26 protein-coding genes are annotated in these 23,708 nt (G+C 66.4%); 14 read left to right on the top strand and 12 right to left on the bottom strand.

Annotation, left to right across the window (positions count from 1 at the left end; genetic code table 11):
• Nucleotides 1-24 precede the first annotated feature (24 nt).
• Nucleotides 25-1,527 carry a sigma-70 family RNA polymerase sigma factor gene (locus EKG83_RS05290; RefSeq protein WP_084716276.1) on the bottom strand — a complete coding sequence of 501 codons (1,503 nt, stop codon included), beginning with the start codon at nt 1,525-1,527 and terminating at the stop codon, nt 25-27.
• A 242-nt stretch (nt 1,528-1,769) separates the two neighbouring features.
• Between EKG83_RS05290 and EKG83_RS05285 the strand changes: the two genes are divergently transcribed.
• The 3 genes from EKG83_RS05285 (at nt 1,770) to EKG83_RS05275 (ending at nt 7,538) form a co-directional block, all read left to right on the top strand.
• The gene (locus tag EKG83_RS05285; RefSeq protein WP_084716265.1) at nt 1,770-2,924 is read left to right on the top strand and encodes a DNA cytosine methyltransferase; all 1,155 of its coding nucleotides are present in this window, start codon (nt 1,770-1,772) and stop codon (nt 2,922-2,924) included.
• Between the two features lie 523 nt (nt 2,925-3,447).
• Entirely contained in the window at nt 3,448-4,944 is a 1,497-nt protein-coding gene (locus EKG83_RS05280) for a hypothetical protein (RefSeq protein ID WP_228122507.1), read from the top strand.
• A 29-nt stretch (nt 4,945-4,973) separates the two neighbouring features.
• Nucleotides 4,974-7,538: a phospholipase D-like domain-containing protein gene (locus tag EKG83_RS05275; protein ID WP_228122506.1), complete on the top strand. Its 2,565-nt coding sequence runs from the start codon at nt 4,974-4,976 to the stop codon at nt 7,536-7,538.
• Here EKG83_RS05275 and EKG83_RS05270 read toward each other — a convergent pair.
• The 6 genes from EKG83_RS05270 to EKG83_RS05245 form a co-directional block, all read right to left on the bottom strand.
• Entirely contained in the window at nt 7,484-8,032 is a 549-nt protein-coding gene (locus EKG83_RS05270; RefSeq protein ID WP_153277891.1) for a hypothetical protein, read from the bottom strand. The genes EKG83_RS05275 and EKG83_RS05270 overlap by 55 nt on opposite strands.
• A 217-nt stretch (nt 8,033-8,249) precedes the next feature.
• Nucleotides 8,250-8,588 (bottom strand): hypothetical protein, encoded by a 339-nt coding sequence (locus EKG83_RS05265; protein ID WP_033430053.1) that lies wholly within the window; start codon nt 8,586-8,588, stop codon nt 8,250-8,252.
• Complete coding sequence (locus EKG83_RS05260) at nt 8,585-9,862, bottom strand: WXG100 family type VII secretion target (protein WP_033430054.1); 1,278 nt, start codon at nt 9,860-9,862, stop codon at nt 8,585-8,587. Before EKG83_RS05260 ends, EKG83_RS05265 begins: the two co-directional genes overlap by 4 nt.
• Nucleotides 9,859-10,164, bottom strand: coding sequence for a type VII secretion target (locus EKG83_RS05255; RefSeq protein ID WP_033430055.1), 306 nt, complete (start codon nt 10,162-10,164; stop codon nt 9,859-9,861). Before EKG83_RS05255 ends, EKG83_RS05260 begins: the two co-directional genes overlap by 4 nt.
• A 659-nt stretch (nt 10,165-10,823) precedes the next feature.
• Complete coding sequence (locus EKG83_RS05250; protein ID WP_051765350.1) at nt 10,824-11,696, bottom strand: DMT family transporter; 873 nt, start codon at nt 11,694-11,696, stop codon at nt 10,824-10,826.
• A gap of 50 nt (nt 11,697-11,746) precedes the next feature.
• A complete protein-coding gene (locus EKG83_RS05245; RefSeq protein WP_170191804.1) occupies nt 11,747-12,934 on the bottom strand; it encodes a helix-turn-helix transcriptional regulator in 1,188 nt (395 codons plus the stop codon).
• A gap of 298 nt (nt 12,935-13,232) precedes the next feature.
• On the opposite strand from EKG83_RS05245, the gene EKG83_RS05240 reads away from it, so the two are divergent.
• From EKG83_RS05240 to EKG83_RS49505, 3 genes are read left to right on the top strand one after another with little or no spacing between them, the layout of a single operon-like run.
• Complete coding sequence (locus EKG83_RS05240; protein WP_228122505.1) at nt 13,233-13,481, top strand: transcriptional regulator; 249 nt, start codon at nt 13,233-13,235, stop codon at nt 13,479-13,481.
• A complete protein-coding gene (locus tag EKG83_RS05235; RefSeq protein ID WP_153277890.1) occupies nt 13,471-14,193 on the top strand; it encodes a hypothetical protein in 723 nt (240 codons plus the stop codon). Before EKG83_RS05240 ends, EKG83_RS05235 begins: the two co-directional genes overlap by 11 nt.
• A gap of 15 nt (nt 14,194-14,208) precedes the next feature.
• Nucleotides 14,209-14,661 carry a bifunctional DNA primase/polymerase gene (locus tag EKG83_RS49505; protein ID WP_153277889.1) on the top strand — a complete coding sequence of 151 codons (453 nt, stop codon included), beginning with the start codon at nt 14,209-14,211 and terminating at the stop codon, nt 14,659-14,661.
• Here EKG83_RS49505 and EKG83_RS05225 read toward each other — a convergent pair.
• The 3 genes from EKG83_RS05225 to EKG83_RS05215 are packed head-to-tail and all read right to left on the bottom strand — an operon-like array spanning nt 14,576 to nt 16,811.
• Nucleotides 14,576-15,043: an NUDIX domain-containing protein gene (locus EKG83_RS05225; RefSeq protein ID WP_033430134.1), complete on the bottom strand. Its 468-nt coding sequence runs from the start codon at nt 15,041-15,043 to the stop codon at nt 14,576-14,578. The genes EKG83_RS49505 and EKG83_RS05225 overlap by 86 nt on opposite strands.
• Before the next feature lie 2 nt (nt 15,044-15,045).
• Nucleotides 15,046-16,329 carry a helix-turn-helix domain-containing protein gene (locus EKG83_RS05220; protein WP_051765352.1) on the bottom strand — a complete coding sequence of 428 codons (1,284 nt, stop codon included), beginning with the start codon at nt 16,327-16,329 and terminating at the stop codon, nt 15,046-15,048.
• A 26-nt stretch (nt 16,330-16,355) separates the two neighbouring features.
• On the bottom strand, nt 16,356-16,811 hold the full coding sequence (locus EKG83_RS05215) for a hypothetical protein (RefSeq protein WP_051765356.1): 456 nt from the start codon (nt 16,809-16,811) through the stop codon (nt 16,356-16,358).
• Nucleotides 16,812-16,840: 29 nt separating this feature from the next.
• On the opposite strand from EKG83_RS05215, the gene EKG83_RS05210 reads away from it, so the two are divergent.
• The 8 genes from EKG83_RS05210 (at nt 16,841) to EKG83_RS05175 (ending at nt 22,007) form a co-directional block, all read left to right on the top strand.
• Nucleotides 16,841-17,767, top strand: a complete 927-nt coding sequence (locus tag EKG83_RS05210; protein ID WP_084716267.1) for a helix-turn-helix domain-containing protein — start codon at nt 16,841-16,843, stop codon at nt 17,765-17,767.
• Nucleotides 17,767-18,042, top strand: a complete 276-nt coding sequence (locus EKG83_RS05205) for a zinc finger protein (RefSeq protein WP_084716268.1) — start codon at nt 17,767-17,769, stop codon at nt 18,040-18,042. Before EKG83_RS05210 ends, EKG83_RS05205 begins: the two co-directional genes overlap by 1 nt.
• Nucleotides 18,043-18,049: 7 nt before the next feature.
• On the top strand, nt 18,050-18,292 hold the full coding sequence (locus EKG83_RS05200; RefSeq protein ID WP_033430060.1) for a helix-turn-helix domain-containing protein: 243 nt from the start codon (nt 18,050-18,052) through the stop codon (nt 18,290-18,292).
• Nucleotides 18,289-19,275 carry a hypothetical protein gene (locus EKG83_RS05195; protein ID WP_033430061.1) on the top strand — a complete coding sequence of 329 codons (987 nt, stop codon included), beginning with the start codon at nt 18,289-18,291 and terminating at the stop codon, nt 19,273-19,275. Before EKG83_RS05200 ends, EKG83_RS05195 begins: the two co-directional genes overlap by 4 nt.
• A 341-nt stretch (nt 19,276-19,616) precedes the next feature.
• The gene (locus EKG83_RS05190) at nt 19,617-20,237 is read left to right on the top strand and encodes a hypothetical protein (protein ID WP_153277888.1); all 621 of its coding nucleotides are present in this window, start codon (nt 19,617-19,619) and stop codon (nt 20,235-20,237) included.
• A gap of 237 nt (nt 20,238-20,474) precedes the next feature.
• Complete coding sequence (locus tag EKG83_RS05185) at nt 20,475-20,717, top strand: helix-turn-helix domain-containing protein (RefSeq protein ID WP_084716269.1); 243 nt, start codon at nt 20,475-20,477, stop codon at nt 20,715-20,717.
• Nucleotides 20,718-20,822: 105 nt separating this feature from the next.
• Nucleotides 20,823-21,326 carry a tyrosine-type recombinase/integrase gene (locus tag EKG83_RS05180; RefSeq protein ID WP_170191806.1) on the top strand — a complete coding sequence of 168 codons (504 nt, stop codon included), beginning with the start codon at nt 20,823-20,825 and terminating at the stop codon, nt 21,324-21,326.
• A gap of 15 nt (nt 21,327-21,341) precedes the next feature.
• Nucleotides 21,342-22,007, top strand: a complete 666-nt coding sequence (locus EKG83_RS05175) for a site-specific integrase (protein WP_153277886.1) — start codon at nt 21,342-21,344, stop codon at nt 22,005-22,007.
• A gap of 155 nt (nt 22,008-22,162) precedes the next feature.
• Here EKG83_RS05175 and EKG83_RS05170 read toward each other — a convergent pair whose 3' ends face one another.
• Both EKG83_RS05170 and EKG83_RS05165 read right to left on the bottom strand, forming a co-directional pair.
• The gene (locus EKG83_RS05170; RefSeq protein ID WP_051765358.1) at nt 22,163-22,942 is read right to left on the bottom strand and encodes a DUF1963 domain-containing protein; all 780 of its coding nucleotides are present in this window, start codon (nt 22,940-22,942) and stop codon (nt 22,163-22,165) included.
• A gap of 178 nt (nt 22,943-23,120) precedes the next feature.
• Nucleotides 23,121-23,666: an AAA family ATPase gene (locus EKG83_RS05165; protein WP_033430063.1), complete on the bottom strand. Its 546-nt coding sequence runs from the start codon at nt 23,664-23,666 to the stop codon at nt 23,121-23,123.
• Nucleotides 23,667-23,708: the final 42 nt, after the last annotated feature.

The raw sequence follows: 23,708 nt of genomic DNA, 5'->3' as shown, positions 1-23,708 counted from the left end.
GGGTGGTCGCCGATCCGAGCGGCCTCAATCGGCCACGACGTATGACCGCAGGGCGGCCACGCACTGGTTCTGACGCAAAATTTTCAAGGACTGGTTTTGGATCTGCCGTATGCGCTCACGCGTTACACCAAAGGTCGCACCGATCTCGTCCAGGGTTTCCTCATCACCTGTGCCGATACCGAACCTGCGTTCAAGGATCCGGACGGATCGCGCAGGAAGGACTGCGGCGAGCGTGCGCGCCAACTCCTCCCGCATCACGGCGTGAGTGATGATTCCCGCTGGATCGACACGACCGTCGCGCTCATCTTCGCTGATCAGCACGTCGGACAGGCGAAGATCTCCCTCATCTCCCATGAGATGGTCGAGACTGACAACGGGCCGCGTGAGGTCGAGCACCGCCTGAACCTGTCCGGGGGCGATCCCTGTCGCATCGGCAATTTCACTCAGCACGGGTGCGCGATCGAGCCGTGCGGTCAACCCGGATGTTGCCTTCCGGATCTTCTGGGCCTGCTCGTGGATGTGGACGGGGATACGGATCGTACTTCCCCTGTCCGCGATACCGCGTTCGATCGACTGTCTGATCCACCACGTGGCGTAGGTCGAGAACTTGAAGCCCTTCGACCCGTCGAACTTGTCCGCCGCACGCATCAGCCCCATGTTGCCATCCTGGATGCGATCAGCGAATTCCACTCCGCAGAGGTCGTAATGCCTGGCCTTGGCGATCGAGACCACCAGCCTCAGGTTGGCGCACACCAACTCTGCGTGGGCACGTTGCCCTGCGATAGCCTGAGCCTGCAGGTTGCGCTGGAGATCCGCTGCCAATGTTCCGTTCTCTGCCTTGTCCAGTTCACCCTGGGCAGCCGCACCTTGGGAAATCAAGGCCCACAGTTCCACCTCCCGGGAGCCGTCGATCAATGGATAGCGCTTGATCGCCCTCAGGTATTGGCCGACCACATCCTCGTGGAACTCGTACCCGTGCTCAGCGGCTCTCTTCGGCCGCAGGTCCCTGGGGGCCGACAACTGGATTCCCGCACCCTCGAGGAGGACCAGCAACTGCCCCTGTTCGGCAAGACTCAATCCTCGCGTACTCGCGAGAAGCGCGACGTCCGCCCGAGTGAGTTGCCCCCCGCTTCGCAACCAATCCCCGAGGAGGTCGTCGAACGCCCGACCCACGACATCATCGACAGCCCGCAGGGGAGCCGCTTCCGGCTCTTCCCCGAACATCCAGGCGAAGTCCGGATCAGGCCCCGCCGCCATCGCCCCTTCGACCATCACTTCACCCGGCCCGGTCTCCTCCGCGTTGGTAGCGCCGGAATCGGGCAAGTCTGCGCCGTTCTGCTCCAGAGCCGACAACAGCGCGTCAACGTCGTGGTGGGTCAAATGGTGCCGGGCAACGAACTCGGCCAGGAACCGGTGACTCGAGCCTGCCTCGTGTTTCCGCAGGATCACTCGCAGTTCGGCTACGAGGTTGTTGACGCGCGGCGCGCTTGCCGGACGGCGCGCCGAGGCTTGCACGGGGGTCGCCATGAGCACCTCCTCGGTTCCAGAGGCTCATCGGCGGAAGAGCTGCCGACGTGACGCACGAACCGACCTGTTGATCAAATCGTAATTCGATGCCCCTGCATCCGCGACACTCACGCCCGGAACGTCCCGACGGATCAGCCGGTCACTCCCGCAACACGCTGGCATGGACCGCCCGAGGCGGCTCACCTGCTCCCACAGCCCGGGATCACCCGCGCTACTCTCTGTAGATCCATTACAGTGCCGGCATGGCCGTCCGACCCCCCAAGATCTCTGCAGTCGACCTGTTCTGCGGTGTCGGCGGACTCTCCTATGGCCTGCGGGAGTCAGGGATCCACATCGCCGCTGGCGTCGACCTTGACCCGGCCTGCGCGTATCCCTTCAGCACCAACCTCCGGGCGCCGTTCCACCAGCGGGACATCTGCGACCTCGAAGCAGGCGAACTTGCCGCGATGTGGCCTGACGACACCCGCATCCGCGTCCTGGCGGGCTGCGCTCCGTGCCAGCCGTTCTCGTCCTACCGTCGAGGGGTCGACACCTCACAGGAACGCCAGTGGCCCTTGGTCGACGAGGTGCGTCGACTGATCGAAGCGACGATGCCGGAGATCGTGACGATGGAGAACGTTCCCCGCATAGGGAGCGCTTCGATCTTCAAGGGCTTCGTCACCCAGCTCCGGGCACTCGGGTACCACGTGGACTTCAAGTCGTGCCACTGCCCTGCATACGGCGTACCTCAACACCGTAGGCGACTGGTCCTCCTCGCCTCACTGCTGGGTGAGATCACCGTGCCGAAGGGCACCCTCAGCTCCAGCGAGTACGTCACCGTTCGTCAGGCGATCTACGACCTGCCTCCGGTAGCCCATGGACAGACACACCCTCATGATCGACTCCACAAGAGCCGTGCTTTGAGCGAAAAGAATTTCGAACGCATTCAGAAGTCCAAGCCCGGCGGCACCTGGGAAGACTGGCCCGAGGATTTGCGAGCCCCATGTCACCGCAAAGAATCCGGATCAACTTTCCGCAATGTATACGCGCGAATGGTATGGGACGAGCCGTCTCCCACCATCACCACCATGTCGTACAACTTCGGCACGGGACGGTTCGGCCATCCCGATCAGGACCGCGCCCTCACTCTGCGAGAGGCCGCCAACCTGCAGAGTTTCCCGCCGGACTATGAGTTCGTGGCCCCAAGTGACCCGGTTCAATTCTCCTCACTCGGCAGGCTCATCGGGAACGCCGTACCTCCTCAGTTGGCCAGAGCTGTCGGAACAGCGATCGTGGACCACGTTAAGATCACTAACAGGTCGACCAAAGCAAACAGTTCCCGGCGAACCGGCAGAAAAGGCACCAAATCAGCAAGCCGTTCAAGTGCAACGGATGGGTCCATCCCGCTGTCAACGTGAGTTGCGACAACAGCGCCCACCATGCATTCGGCATCCCACTTCGAGGTACCGACGAAAAGTCGACCGACTGACACTACCGAATCTAGTATTTTGAAAAGAAATTGCCACTCTGAATAGAACTGCCGCACTACCTCGAGAAGGCAAGGATTGGCGCAACCGTCAGCCGCCTGTACGACGGTTGACGAACTACGCAAGTCCCACTCCTTGGCGAGCCTGTCAAAAAAATCTCAGTTGGGCAATGACCAACGACCTCATGTCCCTTACGTTCGCTTGTCGGACTGCGAGCGCGCTCAAGACTGCTGCAGATGGTCCGCCTTGAAGCGAGACGCAGCGGCAGAACCTCCCACTCAAACGTTGCAGTAGTTGCACCGTCTACGGGCGATGAGAAGACATGACGACATCAAAGCACCGGCTCAAGCGGCGTGATGCCGTGAGATCTGTCCTGGACCCGATGAAACGAAGGCGCGGTCACGAACGATCACCATGAGGTGCATGGTATTGAGTTCGGATCCGGCGGAGCACTGTGATCCCCACCGAGGTGGACGGACCCCGGTGGTGCGAGCCCGGTCTCGACCGGCGCGGCGGTCGCTACCCGCTCTCGGTTGAAGCACCGGTGACGAGCATGGTGGACACGCTGGTGCCCGGCGTGTCCACGCTGACCAGGCTGGTCCGCTACTACTCCTTGTACTGGGCGCTGGCCGACCACGCGGGGCAACGCGACCTCGACGCTGCGGCGTGCCAGACGCTGGTGCGTCGTACCGAGGTCGGTCTGGCTCGCACATCGATAGCTCATGACAAAGCCCTGTTCGCGCACGGCACCGATACCGTCCAATCACTGCTGAACAAGGGCTTCACCACCGGCCTGGCGAGCCCGGGACGTTCTTCGTACTCGCCTCGTTCGTGGGGCTTCTGGTCGCAGTACAACGGTCCGAGCATGGCCATGGGCACCGTCACCATCGAGGCCGGTGCACTCCGTGCTGGCAAACACCCGTGTTCCCTCTCGGTGAGTCGGATGTTCCGGCCGCTCATCGACCTCGCCACGCGCGAGGAGCTGAGCGACGGCGATGTCGATCGGCTTTCCGCGCTGGCGATGGAGGCTCCGGACACCCCTGACCTGCCGCCATTACGCGATCTCTTCGCCGCGACGCGCAACGGACGCCACCTACCGGAGGAGTGGAGCGGTGACGACCACACGCGGCGAGCCACACTGCGCTTCCTGGCACGGGCAGTTCAACGCATGCCCGGCAAGGCTCGCGTGGAAGCATTTCGGCATTACCTCGCCTACGGCGACACCCTCGACACCGATCCGGTCCTCATCGGCGACGAGCGAGCGCGGGCGTGGCGCGGTGTGCTGCTCCGGCACCACTCGGTCGGCGCGTGGCGCCGCATGTGGGCAGCACTCGTCCAACAGGTGCTCGACATGAGCGGAACCGCGACCAGGGACGACCTCCACGCGTGGATCAGTTCCGAGGTGTCCGACGTGACCGTACGGGAGTTCACCCGGTCCCTGCCGCCAGCCGTGGACCGGAAGGGGTACCCGCTGCCCGCGGAGGAGTCCTTCCTCGGTGAGCCGTTCTCCCCGGAGGCCGACCTGGCCGTACTGCTGCTCGGCGCACGGCGCCTTGAGCACCTGGAGGGTCGCAGCCTCGACGCGTTCCTGGGACGTCGCCGCAGCTCATCTGGACGCGGCCAGTTCCTGGACCCCAACTGGGTCGCATTCCGCAGGTCCGAGCACGAGGACCAGCCGCTGCCCGAACTCGCCCGTGCTTTCGTGGACGACATGATCGCGCAGTCCCGCAGGGTCGCCCTGCGCAAGCTGCGGGTCGGTGACGACGGCCGGATGACCGTGTTCAGCAAGTTGCACGAGCGCAACGGCCGGTACTTCGCCGAGCAGGCGGAGGGGGCGGGCAACGTGGGTCTGCGCATCTACCAGCTCTCGGCGATGGCCGAACAGCTCGGCCTCTTCACCGCGGACGGGATCACCCCGCTCTGCACCGAACTGCTGGAGTTGGCCGGATGAGCCGGGCGGATCACGAGTTCCACTCCCCCTTGACCCTGCTGCGCGAATGGCGTGACCGGTCGGACGGGGCTCGCTTGCGCGAAGTCCTCATCACCGGCTTCACGCACGACCTGGTCTTCCTGGAACGCCACTGCGTTCCCACGGCGCGTGCCCTGGGCGCTCGCATCACCGTCCTCGGGGGCGCGGGGCAGGCCGTGCACGAACCAGTCGACGTCCGGTACGCGGGCAGGACCTACCAGCACGGCCACGCGGCGTGCGCCGGGGCGTTCCACCCCAAGCTCGTCGTCCTGGTGGGCGATGACGACGTGTGGGCAGCGATCGGCTCGGGCAACCCCACGTGGTCCGGGTGGGGGCACAACCAGGAGCTCTGGCTGGTGCTGCGCACGTCAACGCGGCGGGGGCCGACCGCGCAACGCGACCTCGCCGCCTGGTTGGTCGATCTGCCCGAGGTGGTCGCGATGCCCACGTGGATCGCGGACGCGGTCGTCCGCGTGGGCGGCTACGTGGCCCCCGACCAGATTGACGACTCGCTTCCGGACCTGCGGATCTTCGGCAACCTGCGACAGCCGATCCTCAGCCGGCTGTCGCCAGGGCCCGTGGACGCGCTGCGGGTCAGCTCGCCGTTCTTCGACCCGCGTGGCGCGGCCCTGCGGGCGCTGGTCGACCGGTTCTCCCCTGCCGCACTGGACGTGGCCCTGCAACCGACCTTGTCGCAGTACGACGCCGCTGCCCTGGCAGGGGTCGCGGCGACCATGCCGACGGCCTGCTTCCGGTTGCTGGACGAAAGCCGCACCTATCACGGCAAGCTCGTGGAGTGGGTTGCCGACGGGGTCACCACGGCGTTGGTGGGCAGCGCGAACTGCACAGCGGCCGCGATGCTGAGCACCACCGCCGCAGGCGGCAACTGCGAACTGGTCGCTCTCGCGCCCGTCCCCGACAGCCTGCTGCCGGAGGGCACCGCAGCGACCACGATCCCGCCCAGCCAGGCGCACGCATTAGCAACACAACCTCGACGCGCGGTCACGCTGGTCCTGCTGGGGGCGCGACGCCAAGAGCAGGACCTGGTCGTGGAGCTGACGACCACCGCCCGCGAGCCGATCACCATCGAGTCCTCCCCTGACGGAACCCCAGGGACTTGGACGGCGTTTCACGTCTGGCGCCCCACCGGGGAGGCTTCGGCGACCCTGCGGTTCCCGGCGCCGGAACAGCTCGGCGGCGCTGTGCGCGCATGGGTGGATGTCTCGGGTGAGCGCGTCGTGTCCTCCGCGGTGTACCTCACGGACCCCGTGCGCTGTCTGCCGCGCGAGGACGAACAGGACCGGCCCCGTCTCGTCCGTGACTACGAGCTGGACAAGACCATCACCGATCCGGCGCTGGCCGCCCGCTTCAACGCCGATCTCCTGCGCCTGCTCAGCCAGGTGTCGCAGCGGCCGCCCACCGGCGCCTCCGCCCTGCGAACGCAACCGTCCGCAGTCGAAGTCGCCTCCTCCGAAGACCGCTGGGGTGCGTGGCTGCACCACGTGGAGGGGATGCTCGGTCCTTCACTGACGGGCCTCGTCTTCCCCTCCTCTCCGCGGCTGCCCGACGGCACGGTCACGAGATGGACGGTCGGAGCGGACCCGGACGACGCCGAACTCGCCGATGACGAGGACGAGGACGTCGTGGACACCGAGATCGAGCCCGACTCGGAGCACCGGACCATCCCGCCGTCCGAACACCGCAAGCTGCGGACCTGGGCGACGCGGTGGGTCAAAGCGGTGTCCCGTCCCGCCCGTCCACCGCTGGAACTGCGGATGACCGTCGTCCTCCTCTACCTGGACCTCCTCGCCGCAGGCGTGTGGGGCACGGAGGAGAGCTGGCGGACGGAGGTCCGGGACCTCGTTCACGCCCTGCTGCCTGATGATGACGAGACGGATGCGCTCCCTGGACGGATCATCTCCTACCAGTGCTCGTTGACGGCGGTATGCCTCGCCCTGCTCTTCCAGGACGCCTCGCCGCACGGCGGAGGTGAACACGACATCATCGCCAAAGCCGCCTGGGAGGCCGCACGCGAGTCAGTGGCGTTCGCCGACCGCCGACTCGCGGTGGACTACCTCCACCGCGCCGCCCAGGCACACGCCAGAGTGGTGTCCGAATCGGAGGTGGACAAGATCATCGACCTCGCCGAAGCAGTCGTCGACGATCCCCGAGCCGAACTCCGGGCGGCCTTCGCGCAGGCCGGGTTGCCCGCACAGCTGATGGACGGCGTCTGGGTGGTGGACGGCGAATTCCGCAACCCGCGACGCACCGCTGCCCAGGCGGCGACCGTGGCGGGGAAGCAGTCCGCCGTCCTCGCCCGCAACGCCAGCCGGGCCGCTCTGGTTCTCCGCGACGGCGCCACGCTCTTCTTCGCCGAGTCCACCGCGCCCAGGTGGCGCGTCTACCGGCTCTCGCCACTCGGCACCCCGCTGTCGCTGCTCGGCAACCCGGAAGAGCTCCCACCTGCGGTGAGTCAGCACCCGCTGGACGCCGCTCCACCTCAGGTGGGCCAGCTCGCTGATCAGTTGGAGGTCGACTTGGCACAGCTCGTGGCCGCGGTCCGCACAGTGTCGTAGCCGCTGGCCTGCTGCCGTGAACTCGAACTCCTGATCGAGAGCATGGTGCGGTTAATGTGGGGCAGTTCCAGGTGGAGAACTCCGGCTGCCGCTTCGGTGGACTGCACGGCTGGTGCGTAGCGGCCGGTGGAGAGCAGGGCGTGTACGACTGAGCGGAACAGTGAGCCGAGAATGACGGGGGCGCCTGTCTGCTGGACTGCGGCGAGGCCGCGTTCCACAGCGATCCAGGCGAGGTCCGCTTCTCCGAGTTTGGTGAGCAGGGACGTCGCGCCTGGTAGCCGAGGCCACGAGACGCTGGGCTTGGTGCCGTGAATCCGCATCGCCTGGACGGCATCCGCGAGCAGGAGCGGAACTCGGCTGGCGACGAAGCGGTACTTGGATGCCTGGTAGGCGTTGAAGACCGCTTCGACTTCGAGGCGCAGGCGGTTCAGGTTGATTGGTCCGGCGTCGCGGTTCGGCGTGGCCAGTAGTGGACTGAGTTGGCGGTAGTCCATGAGGGTGGCCGGAGGGCGGAGACGGTCTTCCTGTCGCTCTCCGAGTTCCAGTCGAGCAGGCGTGGCCTAGCAAGTACTGTGAACAGCACAAACAGAGAACCAGCACGTCAGCCGGTGCCGTTCACCGCCGTTCGATGCGGTCGCATATCGTTCGACTCCGCCGCCTGCTCCAGATCTGCTCCACCACACCAGCGTGAATCAAGAGCAACAACCGATTTCAAGCATCGAACACTCGTTCACCTCTCGCGGTGTGAAATTCCGTTCGCACCCTCAGGGCGGCAGCGAGTCGCTCGGTCAACCGCTCGCCACGCTCGTGCCACGCCGCAGTGGTCGCCTCGTCAGGGAACCCAGAACTCTCGGGATCGCTGCGGTCGTAGACGGCCTGAAACTCGTCGTCCCAGGCGTCGATGGCGGCCGCCAGGTCCTCAGGCGCCCCGTACTCGGACACCAGTCGCTCAGCCGAGCAGTTGTCGGGGATCACTTCACCGGGGACGCGGACCCAGAACGGGAAGGCACCCCACTCGGGCGCCACGCGGATCGAAACCAGCCTGCTCATTCTCCCCAACCTCGGTAGTTCGAGTCCGCATCCGCACGCGGATCGCGTTGCGCACCCTTGAAGGGCGTGTCCGCGCTGCGCATGTTGGCACCGACGATGAAACCGTTGTCACCGATCTGGACCGTGACGTAGTGCGTCTGCCCACCGTACTGAACCTCGAAGATCGGCCGTCCAGGTGGCTTGCCCTGGTAGTAGCCGGTGTACTTGCCCTCGGTGGCGGCGCGGTGCACCACCTCGGCGATCTCGCCCTCGGGTATGCCAGCCGCGACGAACTCCTCCCGGTGCTTCATCACGTGCGCGAGCCCGGACTCCTTGTTGGTGCGGGGGTTGGTACCTCCCTCTTCCAAGAAGACGATCTTCCCATTGGGGTCCCTGCCGATCTCGACGACCTTCTCCGGCGAGATCTTGACGCCGTTCTCCTGGGCTTCAGCGATAAGTTCCTGCTTCTCCTGCTCCCTGCGCTGCCGCTCCGCCTCGCGCGGATCCTTGCGCTGGGGATCGGAATCCCTGCGGCGCAGCTTGTCGGCCAGTTCCTTGAGCTTGCGCCACACCAGGCACAGCACCTCGGCCAGCCCGTCGAGCCGCTTGGAGACGTTGGAGATGGTCTTGAGCAGTTTGCGCAGGACATCGGCGATCTTGGCGGCGTACTTGGCAACCAGGCTGGTGGCCTGCTGCGCCACCAGTGGCGCCGCCGCACCGCCGGTCACCAGCAGTTCCAGCCCCCACACGACCAGCCTGCCCACCGCGTCGGCGATCAGGTCGCGCACGAACTCCCGCACCGCGGCCACGACCTCGCCCATGACGGTGACGACAGCACCGACGCCACTGCACACCCGCGACGCACCGCGCAGCGCATCGACTACTTCCGCCGCACGCGCTCGGTAAGCGTCGCCAGCGGCACCGAGCCACCCGGCTGTGCGCTCACGGGACGCGGTCTCCAACTCCCCGGCACCCCGCTCGACACCATCACTGATGTTCTGCCAAGTCTGGGCATAGGCACGAATGGCAGGCGGCGTCCCGGCCAACTTGTCCAACATGTCCTGCAACGGCTGGACGTGCTCGATCAACCACCCGACCCCGTAGGAGGCCAGCGTGCCGAGCGGGTCCATGTAGACGCCGAGCGCCTCAAGCCCGACGCCGACAACCCCCAGGCCCGCCTCGACCCAGTCCCCGTTGTTGATCCCATCCAGCGCGGCCTGCCCAGCCTCCAACAGCCCGATACCGGTGATCGCGGTGGTGTCGTCCTCCGGTTTCGCGATGAACGGGTTGTTCACCGCGGCCCTACCACGCCGAAGCGGTCCGCGTTGTCACCCTCGGCCTGCTCGTAGACCTCGGCGGTCGCCTTCAGCGACTCCGCCATCGAGTCCAGCGCCTCCGCCGCCTGGGACAGCGCGTCCACACCCCACTTCTCCAGCGGATCGAGCAGCATCGTGAACGGCTGGCACAGCAGCCCGTAGGCATCGGACGGCATCGACACCTGCCGCGCCGCGTCCAACGCCTGCGCCAATACGTCCCCTTGCCCCTGCACCTGAGCCGCGTGCTCACGCAGCTCACGCGACACAACCTCGAACGCCACCCGAGCCTCCCCACTCCGTGCAGTTCACGGCCGGTTGTACTGGCAAAGGGCAGCGGGTGAGCTTCGAACAGTGAGACATCAACCCGATCAGCCCAGCATGAGCCGTCACGAACTCGGCGAACCATCCACTGGACGAAGTCGGATGGCGCACCTCGAGGTGCGCCATCCGACTAGATCACCTCAGCCATTCGTCGCCGATCAGCCGAATCAGCCACCCGACGAGGCCCAGGATGCGGAACCCGGCGACAACCCGGTTGGAGCGACCTCTCCAGTCGAGTCGTCGACCGCGCCGCCTGCGACGCTTGCCCATGCCGTCCTTCCTGCGAACCATCAACGACCTCCCTCGGCTCACCCACTTCAGTGGGTTGGACCGGGACCTTCCCGACCCGTGCACGACGGTCAGGACGACAAGAGGCCGATGATCGGGCACTGACTGTAATAGGCGCGGCATCCGCACGTTTCGTAGCTACGACCGAAGTCTGTCGTTGGACCCACACCACGACCAGGTCAAGAAGCGGAAATTTAGCGGCAACCAACCGGCACAGCTAGGTTTCAAAGTGAGTCTCAGCCAGGCAGTGAAGCCAAGCGTGATACTTCAGGCACACGGCCAGCAACACTGTGCGCAGAGTAGCCTTGGATGGTGTCGGCACTTCACCTTGTCAGCCGTTCACTTCAGTCTTACTTGCCGCAAGCATCGATCCCGCGATGATCGCTCCGAGTGCAATCGCCGTCGACCATCGAACCTGCTCATCGAGGAACAGCCAACCGAGCATTACTGCCACGCCTGGCGACAGGTAGAACGCGAGAGTCGCCCTGCTTGGTCCTGCTCGGGCGATCAGACCGTAGAAGAGGGTTAGCGTCAGTGCGGTGAAGATGACGCCGAGTGCTACCAGTGCCACACTGCTCGGCAGCGCGGGCAACCGGTCAGGGAATGACAGTGCCGCCGGAGGTGCGGTCACCGCGCTGCTCACCAGCATGGCCGCCGTCGCCACTCCAAGTGGTTGGGCGAATCCGAGGTTGCGGTGGATCAGAATGGAGCCGATGGCGTAACACAAGGCGGCTGCGGTGACCAGCACGCCACCGAGCACGAGGTCAGCACTGCCGCAGATGTCGACGCCGAACAGCAATGCCACCCCGGCAAAGCCCAGCAGGAGTCCGGCAATGCCTCTGGTGCCCTCGGGCTTCTCATCAGGCGCGAACCAGGTGGCCAAGGCCGCTACGAACAGCGGTTGCGCACCGAGGAGCACTCCTGTCAAGCTGGCGGACAACCACTGCTGGCCGTAGGTCAGCAGGAGCAGCGGCGCGGTGGACTGCACCAAGACGGTGATCAGTACCTGCCAGGGATGCGCCAGAAGCGGTTTGAGGACGGCCCTGTGCATGGCAAGAGGCGTGAGGAACAGCGCCGCCAGGAACACCCGTCCGAACACCACGACCACGGGCGGAAACCCGCGCAGAGCCACGGCGATCACGAGGTACGCGGCGCCCCAGAGGAAGGACAGCGTCCCGAGGAGCAACCAGTTCTTCGGGCTCATCCCCCGCTACGTCCGGTGCGGTTTCCCTTACCCGTCGGCACGTGTCGATGCTACGGGGCCATCTCCAGCAGGGGTCGCACGGCGGCGAGTCGCCGGTACGGCTCGAACCGCGGCAGCAGCTCGCGGACGCGACGCTGGTTACGGCCGGAGCCGGTCTGAACGGCCAACTCCCACGCTTCACTGGCCGCCGCGGCAGCGGCCTCCGGTTCAGCCGATCGTGGTTCATCGCCGCGGGCGGACATGAGTTGGGCCGTCGCTAGGTCGATGAGCGTTCCCGACCGTTCGCGGACGTAGTGCGCAGGCAGCGCTTCGGCGGCTTCTTCCAAGGCTGTGACGGCGGCTGGTCCGTCTCCGAGTCGCACAAGGCAGCGTCCCTTGAGCCGCATGATGTGTTCGGTGCCGTTGTAGAAGGCGAGCCAGGTTGGCACCTCGGTCGGGTTGACGCGGTCGAAGAGTCGTTCCGCCTCGGCCAAGGCTCGTGCTCCGGCCTGGTGGTCACCGGACAGGGCGTATGCCTCGCCGATGGCTTCCGACAACCAGGAGTGGACGGCTGCGCTCACTGCGAAGCGGGGATTGGTGGCCAGGTGCAGCGCAGCCAGGAGAAGCCTGACGGCGTCGGGTCCACGGCCTGCGTGCAGGTGGATGTAGCTCATGATCCCCAGCACGTAGGCGTGCAAGCCGGGGTCTTCGCCTTCCTGGGCGCTGGACAGGGCCAGTGAGGCGTATCGCCGGGCCGCGCCGTAGTCCTGGTGGTCGATCGCCAGCCAAGCCGCGAGTTGGGCGGCGTCGCCGAGTGCCAGGGCGAACCGTTGGTATAGGGGTGACGGCACGTTGTCGGCCATGTCGAGCAGGCGATTGAGTTGCGCGACGGCTTCTTGGTAGACCGCGCCGGAGCCCGCCTGGTAGTCGATCTGGCGGTAAGTGTCGGTCAGCGTTTCGTACTGCGTGAGCAACCCGGCGTGAACCACTCGTGGCGCGGGCAGTGCGCTTGGGGATGGACTGACGGGTTGCGTCGGCGCAACATTCGACCGCTCTGCGTGTAGCAGCTCGTCCAGTTCATCCATCGTGAGTTTGAGGAGGCGGGCGAGCTTCGGGCGTTGGTACGGCAGTGGCTCGCGCACGCCTGTTTCCCATCGCGCCACGGTCGAGCGGTCAACGTGCATGACCTCCGCGAACGATTCCTGTGTGAAGCCGGCAGCTTTCCGGGCACGAATCAAGCCGGTGCGTCGTACTGCCATCGGGTGACCTCCTGGCATTAAATGGCCGCGTTCCGCAGCACCCATCGTCGCTGGTCAAGCCTAACTCCACACCATGCTGGCCGTGTTGTGGCACATTACTGCACTGGTGACCGCCCCAGTGGGATTCCAATCTTGGGCCCAGTGTGAACACCGGGCAAGCCCCTGATGGAACCACCCCTGGCGATCTTTCCGACGGGGACGTGCTGTCCGGCGTTCAGGCCGCTAACCACCGCACTGGTCTGAGGAGTTTGTAGCCATGTTGTCTACCCGCAACGTTTTGTACCCGTAGGACGCGGTGATGAAGCCGGGCCTGCCGCACACCGTCCGGTTGCGCATCGACTCCTTCACCAAGGCCGTGCGGCTTGCCGGATTTCGGTCCGACTATGCCCTCGCTCGGGCGATGGGCATCCACCGCTCCACGGTCATACGGGTTTCACGGGGCATCCTCCATCCCGGCCCGGCCTTCATCGCAGGGACGCTGGTGGCGCTGGCCCCGATGCAGTTCGACGACCTGTTCGAAGTCGTACCTCTACACCGTGCGCAGTGACCGGAACCGGTCAAATGGCGTACGGGCTCGCGAACAGACCTACCTGCGATCTATCGCAGCCTCACTGTTGGGAAAACTCGTGACAACAGCCACGCCACAGGCGACACCGCAGCGCGACAGCTCCCTGCTCGTCCCGTACGTCACCGCCTGGTCAGCAGAAGAGTCCCCCACCGCGACCGACCTGGTTGCCCTTCCGGGCAACTGCGGGATCGCCTACCGCAACGAGATTGCTGGTGACCGCGACGAACGAGGCATCTTGCTCGCTCGTGCGCGGAACGCCCGCGGTCACGGCAAACCGAGGTTCGGCGCCGTCCACGCCGCTCGTCAGCGTCACGCCATGCGGAACCTGCTCTGCCAGGTCTGCGGCACCACCGCCGACACCAACGACGAAGGGACGCTCTGGCTCCTCCAAGACCACCGCACCGACTGGCCGGACTGGCCCAACCGCATGGGCTGCACCGAACCGCCCGTCTGCGCTGGCTGCGCCACCTTGTCCATCCGTTCCTGCCCTGCTCTGAGGAAAACCCACGCCTTGGTGCGGGTCGGTCACGCCCCCTTGGCAGGAGTCCACGGGACGCTCTGGGTCCGGTCCCCGATCGGAGCCCTCAAGTCAAGTCATTCGGTGCTGGTTAGGTTCGACGACCCCCTGCTGCCGTGGGTCCTCGCCTCGCACCTGGTCCGGGAACTGCAACAGACCACCCTGCTCACGTGATCGAGGAGGACGCCCGTGTCGAGCCGTACGCCGGACGTGCAGTCGTCCACCTTGCAGGCTGCTCTGCACTATGCCGAACTGGGCTGGCCCGTTGTCCCGGGCGCGATCTGGGTGGATGGACACTTCGCCGATCCGGTCGATCAGCAGCAGGTCACCAGTCCATTCCTTCGCCCCGTCGAGGAGGCGACCACCGACGCTGCGCTGGTACACGCTTGGTGGACAACGTCGACCGCCTTACTCATGAGACCCGGCGCTTCCCACGCCGCCGCCAGCGCCAGCTGCACATCGTCCGCGGCTACTTCCGGGCCCCGTACGTCCGCTACGCCACCAGGTAGGCAACCGAACACTTTTATTTCGATAATTTTCGGGATGCCGCCAAGTGTCATTGAACAGGCGGTCGTCCCTGCTCCAGGTAAACCGGACTCCCGTGGACGTATGCGCTATGGGCGTGGGTTAGTCTACGACTGAGCCGGGGGATGACATAGTCGTCAATCTCGCTCATCAGAACCCATTCCCAGCGGTCCAATTCGGAGTCGTCCAGGATGATCCGCTGTTCGTCGTCTCCGAGCGTTCCGCAGTCGAACAGCCAGAGCACCTTGTCACCCTCGCCGTCGTTAGGTGCCCAGTCCACGACGAGCAGGCGTTGCGGCTCGCGGTCGAGGCCCAGTTCCTCCCGTAGTTCCCGTCGGCAGGCCGCTGCTGGAGACTCTCCGATGTCTACGTAGCCGCCGGGGATGTCCCAGCCGTTGCTGTAGGACTTGTGCACCAGCAGGATGCGGTCTCGGTCGTCGACGAACAGGGCTCCAGCGGCCATCCGTGGGGTTGCGAAGTGATCGACGTCCGCAGGCATGATCACCGGCCTATCAGGGTGTCGTGGATGTGGTCGTCCAGTTCGGCGACGAAGGCTTCGGTGCGCCATGGGCGTAGGTGGCCGCGTGCGCGGCGGATGCGCTGAGCTGTTACTCGGCCTCCGGTGTTGGCGGTGATGTCCACTGCCTCGTGGAGGTGGGCGACGCAGGCTGTCACATCACCGAGGCCGAGGCGGGCCAGGGCGAGGTCGGTGGTGCCGATGCCTCGTTGGACGGCGTCGCGTGGGCCGGTGAGGCTGGTGAGGGAGCGGGTGAGCAGGTCGTTGGCGCGGTGCGCTTGGCCGCTGTAGAGGGCGCACAGACCTTCGAAGCCGCTGACGCGGTCGGCGTTGAAGGCAGCGAAGGGGTCGTCTGTCGAGAGTTGCTCGACGGTTTTCCATGCTCGGTCGAGGGCGGTGGCTGCGGCGGTGGCGTTGCCCGCGCGGGCTTGGACTTCGGCGTGGATGGCGTGGGCTCTGGCTCGGATGGCGTGGCTGGGGCCTCGGTGGGCGTCGTGGGTGGCGGCGCGGGCCAGTGGGAGGGCGGTGGTGGGGTTGTTGGTGGCGTGCAGGGTGACCATGGTGTGGCTGGTGCGCACCGCTGCCAGGTGGCTGTGGTCGGGTAGGCGTGCGGCGGTGGCTTCGGCGTCTTGGTAGAGCGCCATCGCGGTCTCGTCGTCGCGGGTTTCGAAGGCCAGGCGGGCGGCCAGGGCGTAGGCGTTGGTGGCTGTGGTCAGCAGTTCGGTGGTGGGGCTGGGCTGCGCGAGCAGCTTGCGGCAGGTGTTGAGGACTGGGGCGAGTTGGAGTTGCAGGCGGACGAACGGGATAGAGCCGACCTGGTGGTTGAGGTTGACGACTGTGACGGCCAAGTGGTCGATCAGGTCTTCGGTGGGGCGTGCGGGGGTGGGTGAGGGTGCGGTACGGGCGTGGGTGGTGGAGTCGACGAGTCGGTCGATGCGTTGGGGCGAGGTGCCGAAGTGGCGGAGCGCGTCCAGGAGGGTGGTGAAGTCCGAATCGGGGCCGAGTGCCCAGGATCCGGTGGGGGTCTTCGCGTAGATGCGTGCGAGGAGGTACTGGTAGCGGTCGCCGGGCTTGGTGCGGTCGGTTGGGCTCTCCCAGCGGGCGACGGTGCGTTGGATGCTGGCTACTGGGAGGTTGCTCGGGGAGGCCATGCCTAGGGTGCGGGCGGTGTCGCGTAGGACCCGGGCCAGGTCTGCCCAGGACCAGCCGCGTGATTCGCGCAGCCTGCGCAGGGTGGCGGCTCCGAGTTCACCTTCCGCGGTGGTCATGGGGGCATTACAGCATTCATTCCGCGTTAGACGGGTACCACCAATCGTGGTTTTCCCCGATCGGATGCATAGTTGAGGGTGTACCAGGTGCCGGAGGTCTGGTCGACGCCTTGGGGGAAGCCGATGACGAACTCGCTCCGGTCGACCATGTAGCGGTTGCGGGCATGGTAGGCCGCGGTGTCGAGTACGGGTGCGGTTAGTTCGACGACTTCGGTCAGTCTGTTGCGTGCACGCCACAAAGTGATCGATGACGAAGCCGCTTCCGGCTGGTCGGCGACGGTGCGCGGGACGACGATGGTCAGCAGCGCCGAGGTGTGGTCTGCCAGCCAGTTGAGGGTGGCGGTGTCGATGCCGGCGGCACCGCCTATGTAGAAGTGCGCGGTGGCGAACGGTGCTAGGTAGTCGTTGAAGAGTGCGTTGAGGCGGTCGGTGTCGTTGGCGTCGACGGCTCGTGTTCCGGTGATGGTGATGTTGCGGATCATTCGGTCTGCCCTTTCCGGGATGTCATCGGATGTCATCTGTCGTGTATGTGGTTCGAACGATCTCATGGCTCGGCAAGCCGTTCCTGTGCCGAAGGGAAGCCATGGAGACCATTGTTGAGGAGAAGTCGCCAGTCCGGTTGAGCTCGGCTCGGAGTCGGGAGTTGGGGGAGGAGTTGCGCCGGGTACGGCACCGGGCGCAGATGTCGTCGCCGTTCGTGTGCGAGGCGTTGGGCTGGTCGTTGGGCAAGCTGAGCAAGCTGGAGACCGGTAGCCGCGGAACCAGTGCGTGGGAGATCGGCACGCTGCTGGGGCGTTGCGGGGCGGACAAGGCCACGCGGGAGCGCGTCATGGCCATCGCCAACGAGCCTGACACCGGCAGTTTCCTGCGCTTGCACGGCGGCGTTCCCGATTCGCTGTTGGCGCTGTCGTTGCATGAGCAGATGGCCTTGACCGTAGCGGCCTATGAGCCGTTGACCATTCCCAGCCTGGCGCAGACCGAGGAGTACGCCCGTGCTCTCGGCGGTGATGAGGCGGTGGTCGAGGCGCGGCTGTCGCGGCAGGACGTGCTGCGTCGGCCTGGTGGGCCGGAGGTTGTCCTCTACGTCCACGAGGCTGCTCTGCGGCTGGTGGTGGGTGGTCGGCAGGTCATGCGCGAGCAGATGCTGCGCCTGACGGCGATGCACGGTCGGGAAAGGACGAGGCCGCGCCTGGTGCCGTTCTCGGCCGTGGCGGATGCCGCGCTGCGGGGGCCGGCCGGGTTGTTGACCTTCGCAGCGCCGGTCAGGCCGGTGGTCTACGTCGAGACCGACGCCGCCACCGTCTTCCATGACGATCCGCGGGTCGTTGCCCTCTGCAAGGCCAAGATGCGGCAGGTGGAGCGGGTGGCGTTGAGCGTTGAGCAGTCCCGGGAGGTCTTTGCCCGGTGGGCCGAGGTCTACGACCGGAAGGGCTGCTGATGGCACTGCGCCCATTCCGCTGGCTTCCCCACGACGGTCGACGCCACGCCGTCAACGCGGACCTGGTGGCGCTTGAGCAGGCCGCCACGTTGTGTGGCGTGGAGCTGGTCGTCCCGGCTGCTCGGCCGACGAAGTTGGAGTGGTGTTGGCCCACCTGTTCTGACTGCGATGCGGCGTGGCGGGCTGCTGAGGGCATCCTGCCGTTCCCGCGGCAGGAGGGTGCCGCTTCCGGTTCCCGAGGTGTCCGTTCGAAGACAGCGCAGCACCAGGTGTAGGGCTGCGATGTCGCACACCATCAAGTTGCGTACGTTCGAGTTCGTCCAGGCGGCGCGTTCGGCGCGCCTGCACTCCGATTACGCCTTGGCACGGGCGATGGGCGTCAACCGCTCCACCGTGACCCGGGTGATCAGGGGTGAGCTTCAGCCGGGACCTGCGTTCATCGGTGGTGCGCTGACCGCACTGGACGGGCAGTTCGACGACCTCTTCGAGGTCGTTCCGGTTGCTCGACGGCGGGGTGGCTCGTGATCGCCGACCCCGCTGAGTTGCCTGATCTGCGGCTACGGATGCGCGAGCACATCATGACCCCCGCATGCGGTCATGAGCTGGTGCGTCGCCTTGCGGCGGGTAAGAGCGCGGTCATACCGCGGCTGAACGGACCGCCCGAGGTTCGGCGGGCGGGCGCTGTCACCGGTGCGCTGCTCATGGCTCGTCGTGAGGCACGCCGCTTGGGCGAGGCGCAGCTCTACTGGGTCGACCGGGACATGACCGCGTTGACGCTGGCTGCTGCGGACCGCCCGTCTCGGGAGCCGGTCATGGCGCGTCGGATGCCTGCCGAGGCGGGGTTGATGGTGTTCGCCGAGTCGGTTGGCGGGCAAGGCGGTGAGCCGGCCATGGCTGTGTCCTGGTCGCGGTGGACGCCGCAGCACCTCGATCTTGACGATGGGTCCGGTCTGATCACCTGGAGGTCGAACACGGCCGGTGGCGAGGTACCGCTGCACCCGGAGTTCGACGGTGTATGGCTGACCTACTGGTCACCACGGCTCACGCCGCTCGGGGAGTCGGTACTGCCGTTCGGTCAGCCTTCGGTGCCTCTGCGGTCAGTGTTCGGTAAGAGGTGGGAGCACGTCGTCTACACCGCCTGGCAGCTCATGAAGCAGAGCAGCGGCGCCAAGCTCGTCGGCATTGAGGAACTCCCCCGTTCCCGGCATGGGCGCAAGCGGGACCAGCGTGCAGGTGTCGAGGATGGAGGTACTGTTCGGTTGGTCCGCGTCCATGCCCGTCGGCAGGACGCTGCGCCGGGCGAACGGGACGCTCCGCGGTGGAACAGCCGGTGGCCCGTGCGTCCCTATCGGCGCAACACCTGTCTCAACCCCGGGATCCACGCCGAGGGTGGCTGCGAGCACGAGGAGCGGATCGTGCCCGCCCACATCAAAGGGCCGGCCGACAAGCCGCTCAAGGTCACCACGAGAGTCCACGTCTGGGACACGACACCACCGGTTGAACCTTGATCAGGTCTCCGTACGGTCACTTCCGTTGGGGGCTCATATGGGGGGTCATATGGGGGATCAGATTGGGGCTCATGTTAGAGCGCCACCCCCTGCGGTAGAGGTAAAAGCAGGTCAGAAGGGGTACAGGGGGATCCGCTGGTATCCCAGACTCGCTTGCCGAAAAGCGAGTAGGCAACATCGGGGCGCGGGCGGCAGGCATGTGGCGGGGCTGGTCGGGCTTGTCGCCGTGCCCAAGCATGCGCCTGTCCCGACGTCTGAAGGTCAGTCAGCCGGGATCGGAAGCGTCCTTCAGGAACCGATGGGTCCGTCGGGCGTCCTCAGCTACGACCGAGGGGGCGGCGATGTCGAGGCGCAAGTGGGTGTGGTGGCCGGTGGCCGCGACGATGGTGCCGGTGTGCCTGCTGTTCGACGGCGTCAGCGCGCCGGGAGGGTATTTCCTGCCCCTGACGGCCGCGTTCGTCGCCTGGTTCGCGGTCGGCGTGGTCTGGGCGGCGGGCGCACTGCGCGTCACGAAGCTGGCCCGATCTCCGCAAGCGGGCGCTCGTGCGTTGTGGCCGCTGCTCGTGGTACCGGTCGTCTTCGCGACCAGTTGGGCCGTGGCGTCGGGGGACGTGGTCGGGCGGCTGGTGTTCGCGCTGCACCGGCCAGCCCTGGAGCGACTGGCCACCGAGGGCCCGACCTACCCGCCGTGGTCGGTTGGTCTGTACTCGTTCGAGTACCTCGGCCGCTGGCAGGGGTGCACGACGATGGGGACGCGCGACCCCGCCACTACCCGCGAGGCAGGACTGATGTGGTGCCCCGGACACTCCCCCGGCGACCGCTGGGACGACGAGGGTCTGATCCTGACCCCGATCGAGGACGACTGGTACGCCTACCACCACGGCGGCCGATCGAAGGACCCCTCCAGCACCGAGCCGTGGGGCCTGGACCTCGGCCGGTTTCGTCGACGCATCGAGACCTGAGCTATGTCGGCGAGAGACGGCGTTGCCGAACATCTCCTCGCGCGTCATCAAGCCCCTGAGCAGCGGTTATAGGGCGCGGTGCCAGTTTGGTAAGAGTTTGGTGCCTGCCCGGTCAGTCTGCCTGTGTCACCCGTTCGGTGAAAGCTGTCGAGGAATTCGGTCGGCGCGTGTCCCTATGCGGCCCTTATTTCGGAGTTCTGGAGTGTCTACCGCACTCGTTCTCCTCCGGAGGGCTCCGTGTCCCGACCAGATCCCGACCCCCACCGCCTGCTGCACACCCCGGCTGAAGCGGCGGCCCTGCTGGCCGTGCGCGAGTCGTGGCTTCGCCGCAGGGCCGGACGGCGGGAGATCCCGTGCACCTTCCTCGGCAAGCACCTGCGGTTCTCCCCCGCCGACCTGACCGCGATCGCCCAGGCCGGTGCCCGCCCGGCACGTTCTCCGCGTTCGCCGATCAGGCGTGGCAGGTCCTCTCTGGACTGACGAAAGTTCTTTGGCCGCAACGCTTGCATTGCTCGGCCTACTGGAGCGTTCATGCTCCTGTCACGCCGTGACCATCACACCGCCGCCAGCGAAGGAGCAGCACACATGGCCTGGGTGGAGCAGTCTGGAAGCAACCACTGGCGCGTCCGGTTCCGCCGCGACGACGGCACCATCGGCTCGATCCCCGGTTTCAGGAGCGAGAAAGCCGCCGAGGACCACGCCAACGACCTCGAATCCGACCAACGCCGCGGCACCTGGCTCGACCCCACCGGCGGACGCACGACCGTGGAGGAGTGGCTCACCGACTGGTGGGACGCCCTCGACGTCGACGTCCGCACCGAGGACAACTACCGCAGCATCGTGCGCAATCACATCGTGCCCCATTGGGGCGGCACCGCCCTGGCCGACATCACCAACCTGAAGGTTCAAGCCTGGGCCAAGCAGCTGCGCGCCGGACACCTGTCACCGGTCACCGTCGCCGGGTTCGTCAAGCTGTTCTCACAGATCCTCACCGACGCCGCCGAGGACAAGCTCATCATCGCCAACCCCATCCGGCCCCGACGACGCGGACGCCGCAACCACGTCGCCCGCATCCCCGAAAAGGTCTAGGCCCAACCCGCCGAAGTGCTGCGGCTGGCCGACCAGGTCGCCGCCTTCTACGGACCGGTCGGAGCCGTGCTCGTGGTCACCGCGGGCTGGACCGGCGCCCGCTGGGGCGAGCTGACCGGCCTGCAACGCCACAACCTGCACCTGTTCGACGACGACACCGGCTTCCTCATCATCGACCCGCAGAACGGCGCCTTGCACGAATCCGCTGGCGGCAAGCTCTGGCTCGGCCCGCCCAAGACCGACACCTCCGCCCGCACCATCACCCTCAACCCCTCGCTCGTCCGGCTTCTGCGGGCACACCTCGACCACCACGTCCATCCGCACGTCTTCACCACTCCCGAGGGCGCGCTCCAGCGCCGCAGCAACTTCAGCAAACGCGCCATGCGCCCCGCCGCCGACGGCAACCTCGACCAGCCCCGGGCGGTGCTGCGCCTCGAACCGGTCAAGCCCGGCCTGACCTTCCACGGCCTGCGCCACAGCCACAAGACGTGGATGATCGCCGACACCATCCCCGAGATCGCCCAATCACTCCGGCTCGGCCATATCCTCAAAGACCCGATCCAACGCACCTACTCCCACGTCGCCCCGGAAGTCGCCACCCGCCTGCTCCAGTGCCTGCAGGACCGCTGGGATAAGGCCGTCATCGACGTCGGTGACAGCACCTGGCGCAGGATGGCGTAGCCGGCGCGAGGGCGCGTCTGCCCCGCGCCCGCCTATTCGGTGAACATGGTGAACGAGCGCAGCCTGTCGAAGCGCTTGGCGGCGAGATCAGCGGAACTGATCATGAAGCATCCGTAGTAGTAGTCGCTTTCCGTGGAGAACTGGGCGAGCGGTACCTACTCCCGGGTCAACCGGCACTCCTCCTTTTCGTACAGGTGGGCCTGCTCCGGATTCGAGAAGTCCGGGCCGGCTCCATGCCGGCTCCTGAAGTTGGCGTTCGCCATCTCCACCAACGGAGGGTCCTGGCCACCGATCTCCGTGCAGTACCCGCCCAAGCGGAACTTCGCGCCCTCGCGCGGCGGCCAGAGCTCGTCGACCAGTTCCCACAGCTCGTCGATGTGCTTCAGGTCGTCGAGCAACTGCTTCACGACATCCGACTTGAACTCGGCTTCCTCCTCGTCGTCGATCCAATCCGGCAGCACCGCCTCGACCCACGCGGTAAGCCGGTGCTCGGGGAGGAGAAACGGGAGGTTCTCGTTGAAGAACCTCGCGCTGTCGCGGTCGGGCAGCGGGGTCGCCACCACCGTCTCCGTGCCCGACGGGACGTACAAAACCCGTGCGTACCCCGACTCGTCGAGTGGGTCCTCGTAGTCGTTCTCGTGATGCAAGAAGAAGAGCAGCGAGCCGTCCGCAGGCAGAGGAAGCCCTTCGGCCCGCGGAAGGGCCGCACAGTCGATGGAGGCGATGAACGGTAACGGGAGACCGCTCTCGCTGCTCGGCCACTTCACGCCCACCGGCAGCCGGGGAAGTCCTCCGTCCTGCCCGACAACCTCCTCGTCGGCGCCGCAGGTACTCGCCCAGATCGCGAATCGGAGCTGATCGGTGAACCTGTCAACATCATCGTCCGGGATGCCCCGGTCGATCGCCGCGCGGCGGAATTGCTCATGACGGTCCACGGCGCAGCATGATCTTAGACCGATGCGAGCGTTCCTCGTGCCGGTCCCGCACTAGGACCGGTAATTTCCGACTCTTCGGTCAACAGCTCGCGGTGACCGGGGCCCGCAGCCAACAAATCGTCAGATGACGCCGAGTAGCGCCAGCGGACGATTGCTCCAGCCGGTGGGTCCTCCGGGTCTACTGGGTGGAATCGAAGTGCCTTCGGCCTGCGGCCAGCACCTCGTCGGCCAGTTCGGCCGGGGTGAGCCGGTCTGAGCGCAGCACGACCGTCCCGTCCGGCTGGCGGGCGGCGGCCGCCGGGTCCATACGGCTCAGGGCCCAGTCGAGGACCGACTGGCGGGACTCCGGATCACCCGAGACCGGCGCACGGGCGCGGAGCCGCTCCTCCAGCACGTCGGCGTCCGCTTCCAGGAAGACGTGCAGGACGTCCTCGCCCGCGTCGGCCAGGCCGCCGAGGATCTCCGCCCGGTAGGCGTCGCGGACCAGCGACATCGGCACGATGAGCGTGTGCGCGTGGTGCCTGCGCAGCGACAGCGCCGTCGCGACGACCAACTCCCGCCAGCTCGGCAGGTCCTGGAAGTCGTCGTTGGGCGTCATCCACTTCCACAGCATGAGGCCGACGTCCTCGGGGTCGTACACGAGCGCGTCCGGGAGCCGTCGATGCAGCTCCCGCGCCAACGTCGTCTTCCCCGCCGCGAACCCGCCGTTGAGCCAGATGATCACCGTCGCACGGTATCCGGGCACTCCGCGACACCACCACCGTTG

Source organism: Saccharothrix syringae, from assembly GCF_009498035.1.
Taxonomy (GTDB): domain Bacteria; phylum Actinomycetota; class Actinomycetes; order Mycobacteriales; family Pseudonocardiaceae; genus Actinosynnema; species Actinosynnema syringae.
The sequence above is the reverse complement of the archived record's forward strand: the minus strand, read 5'-3'. Positions and strand labels throughout refer to the sequence as shown.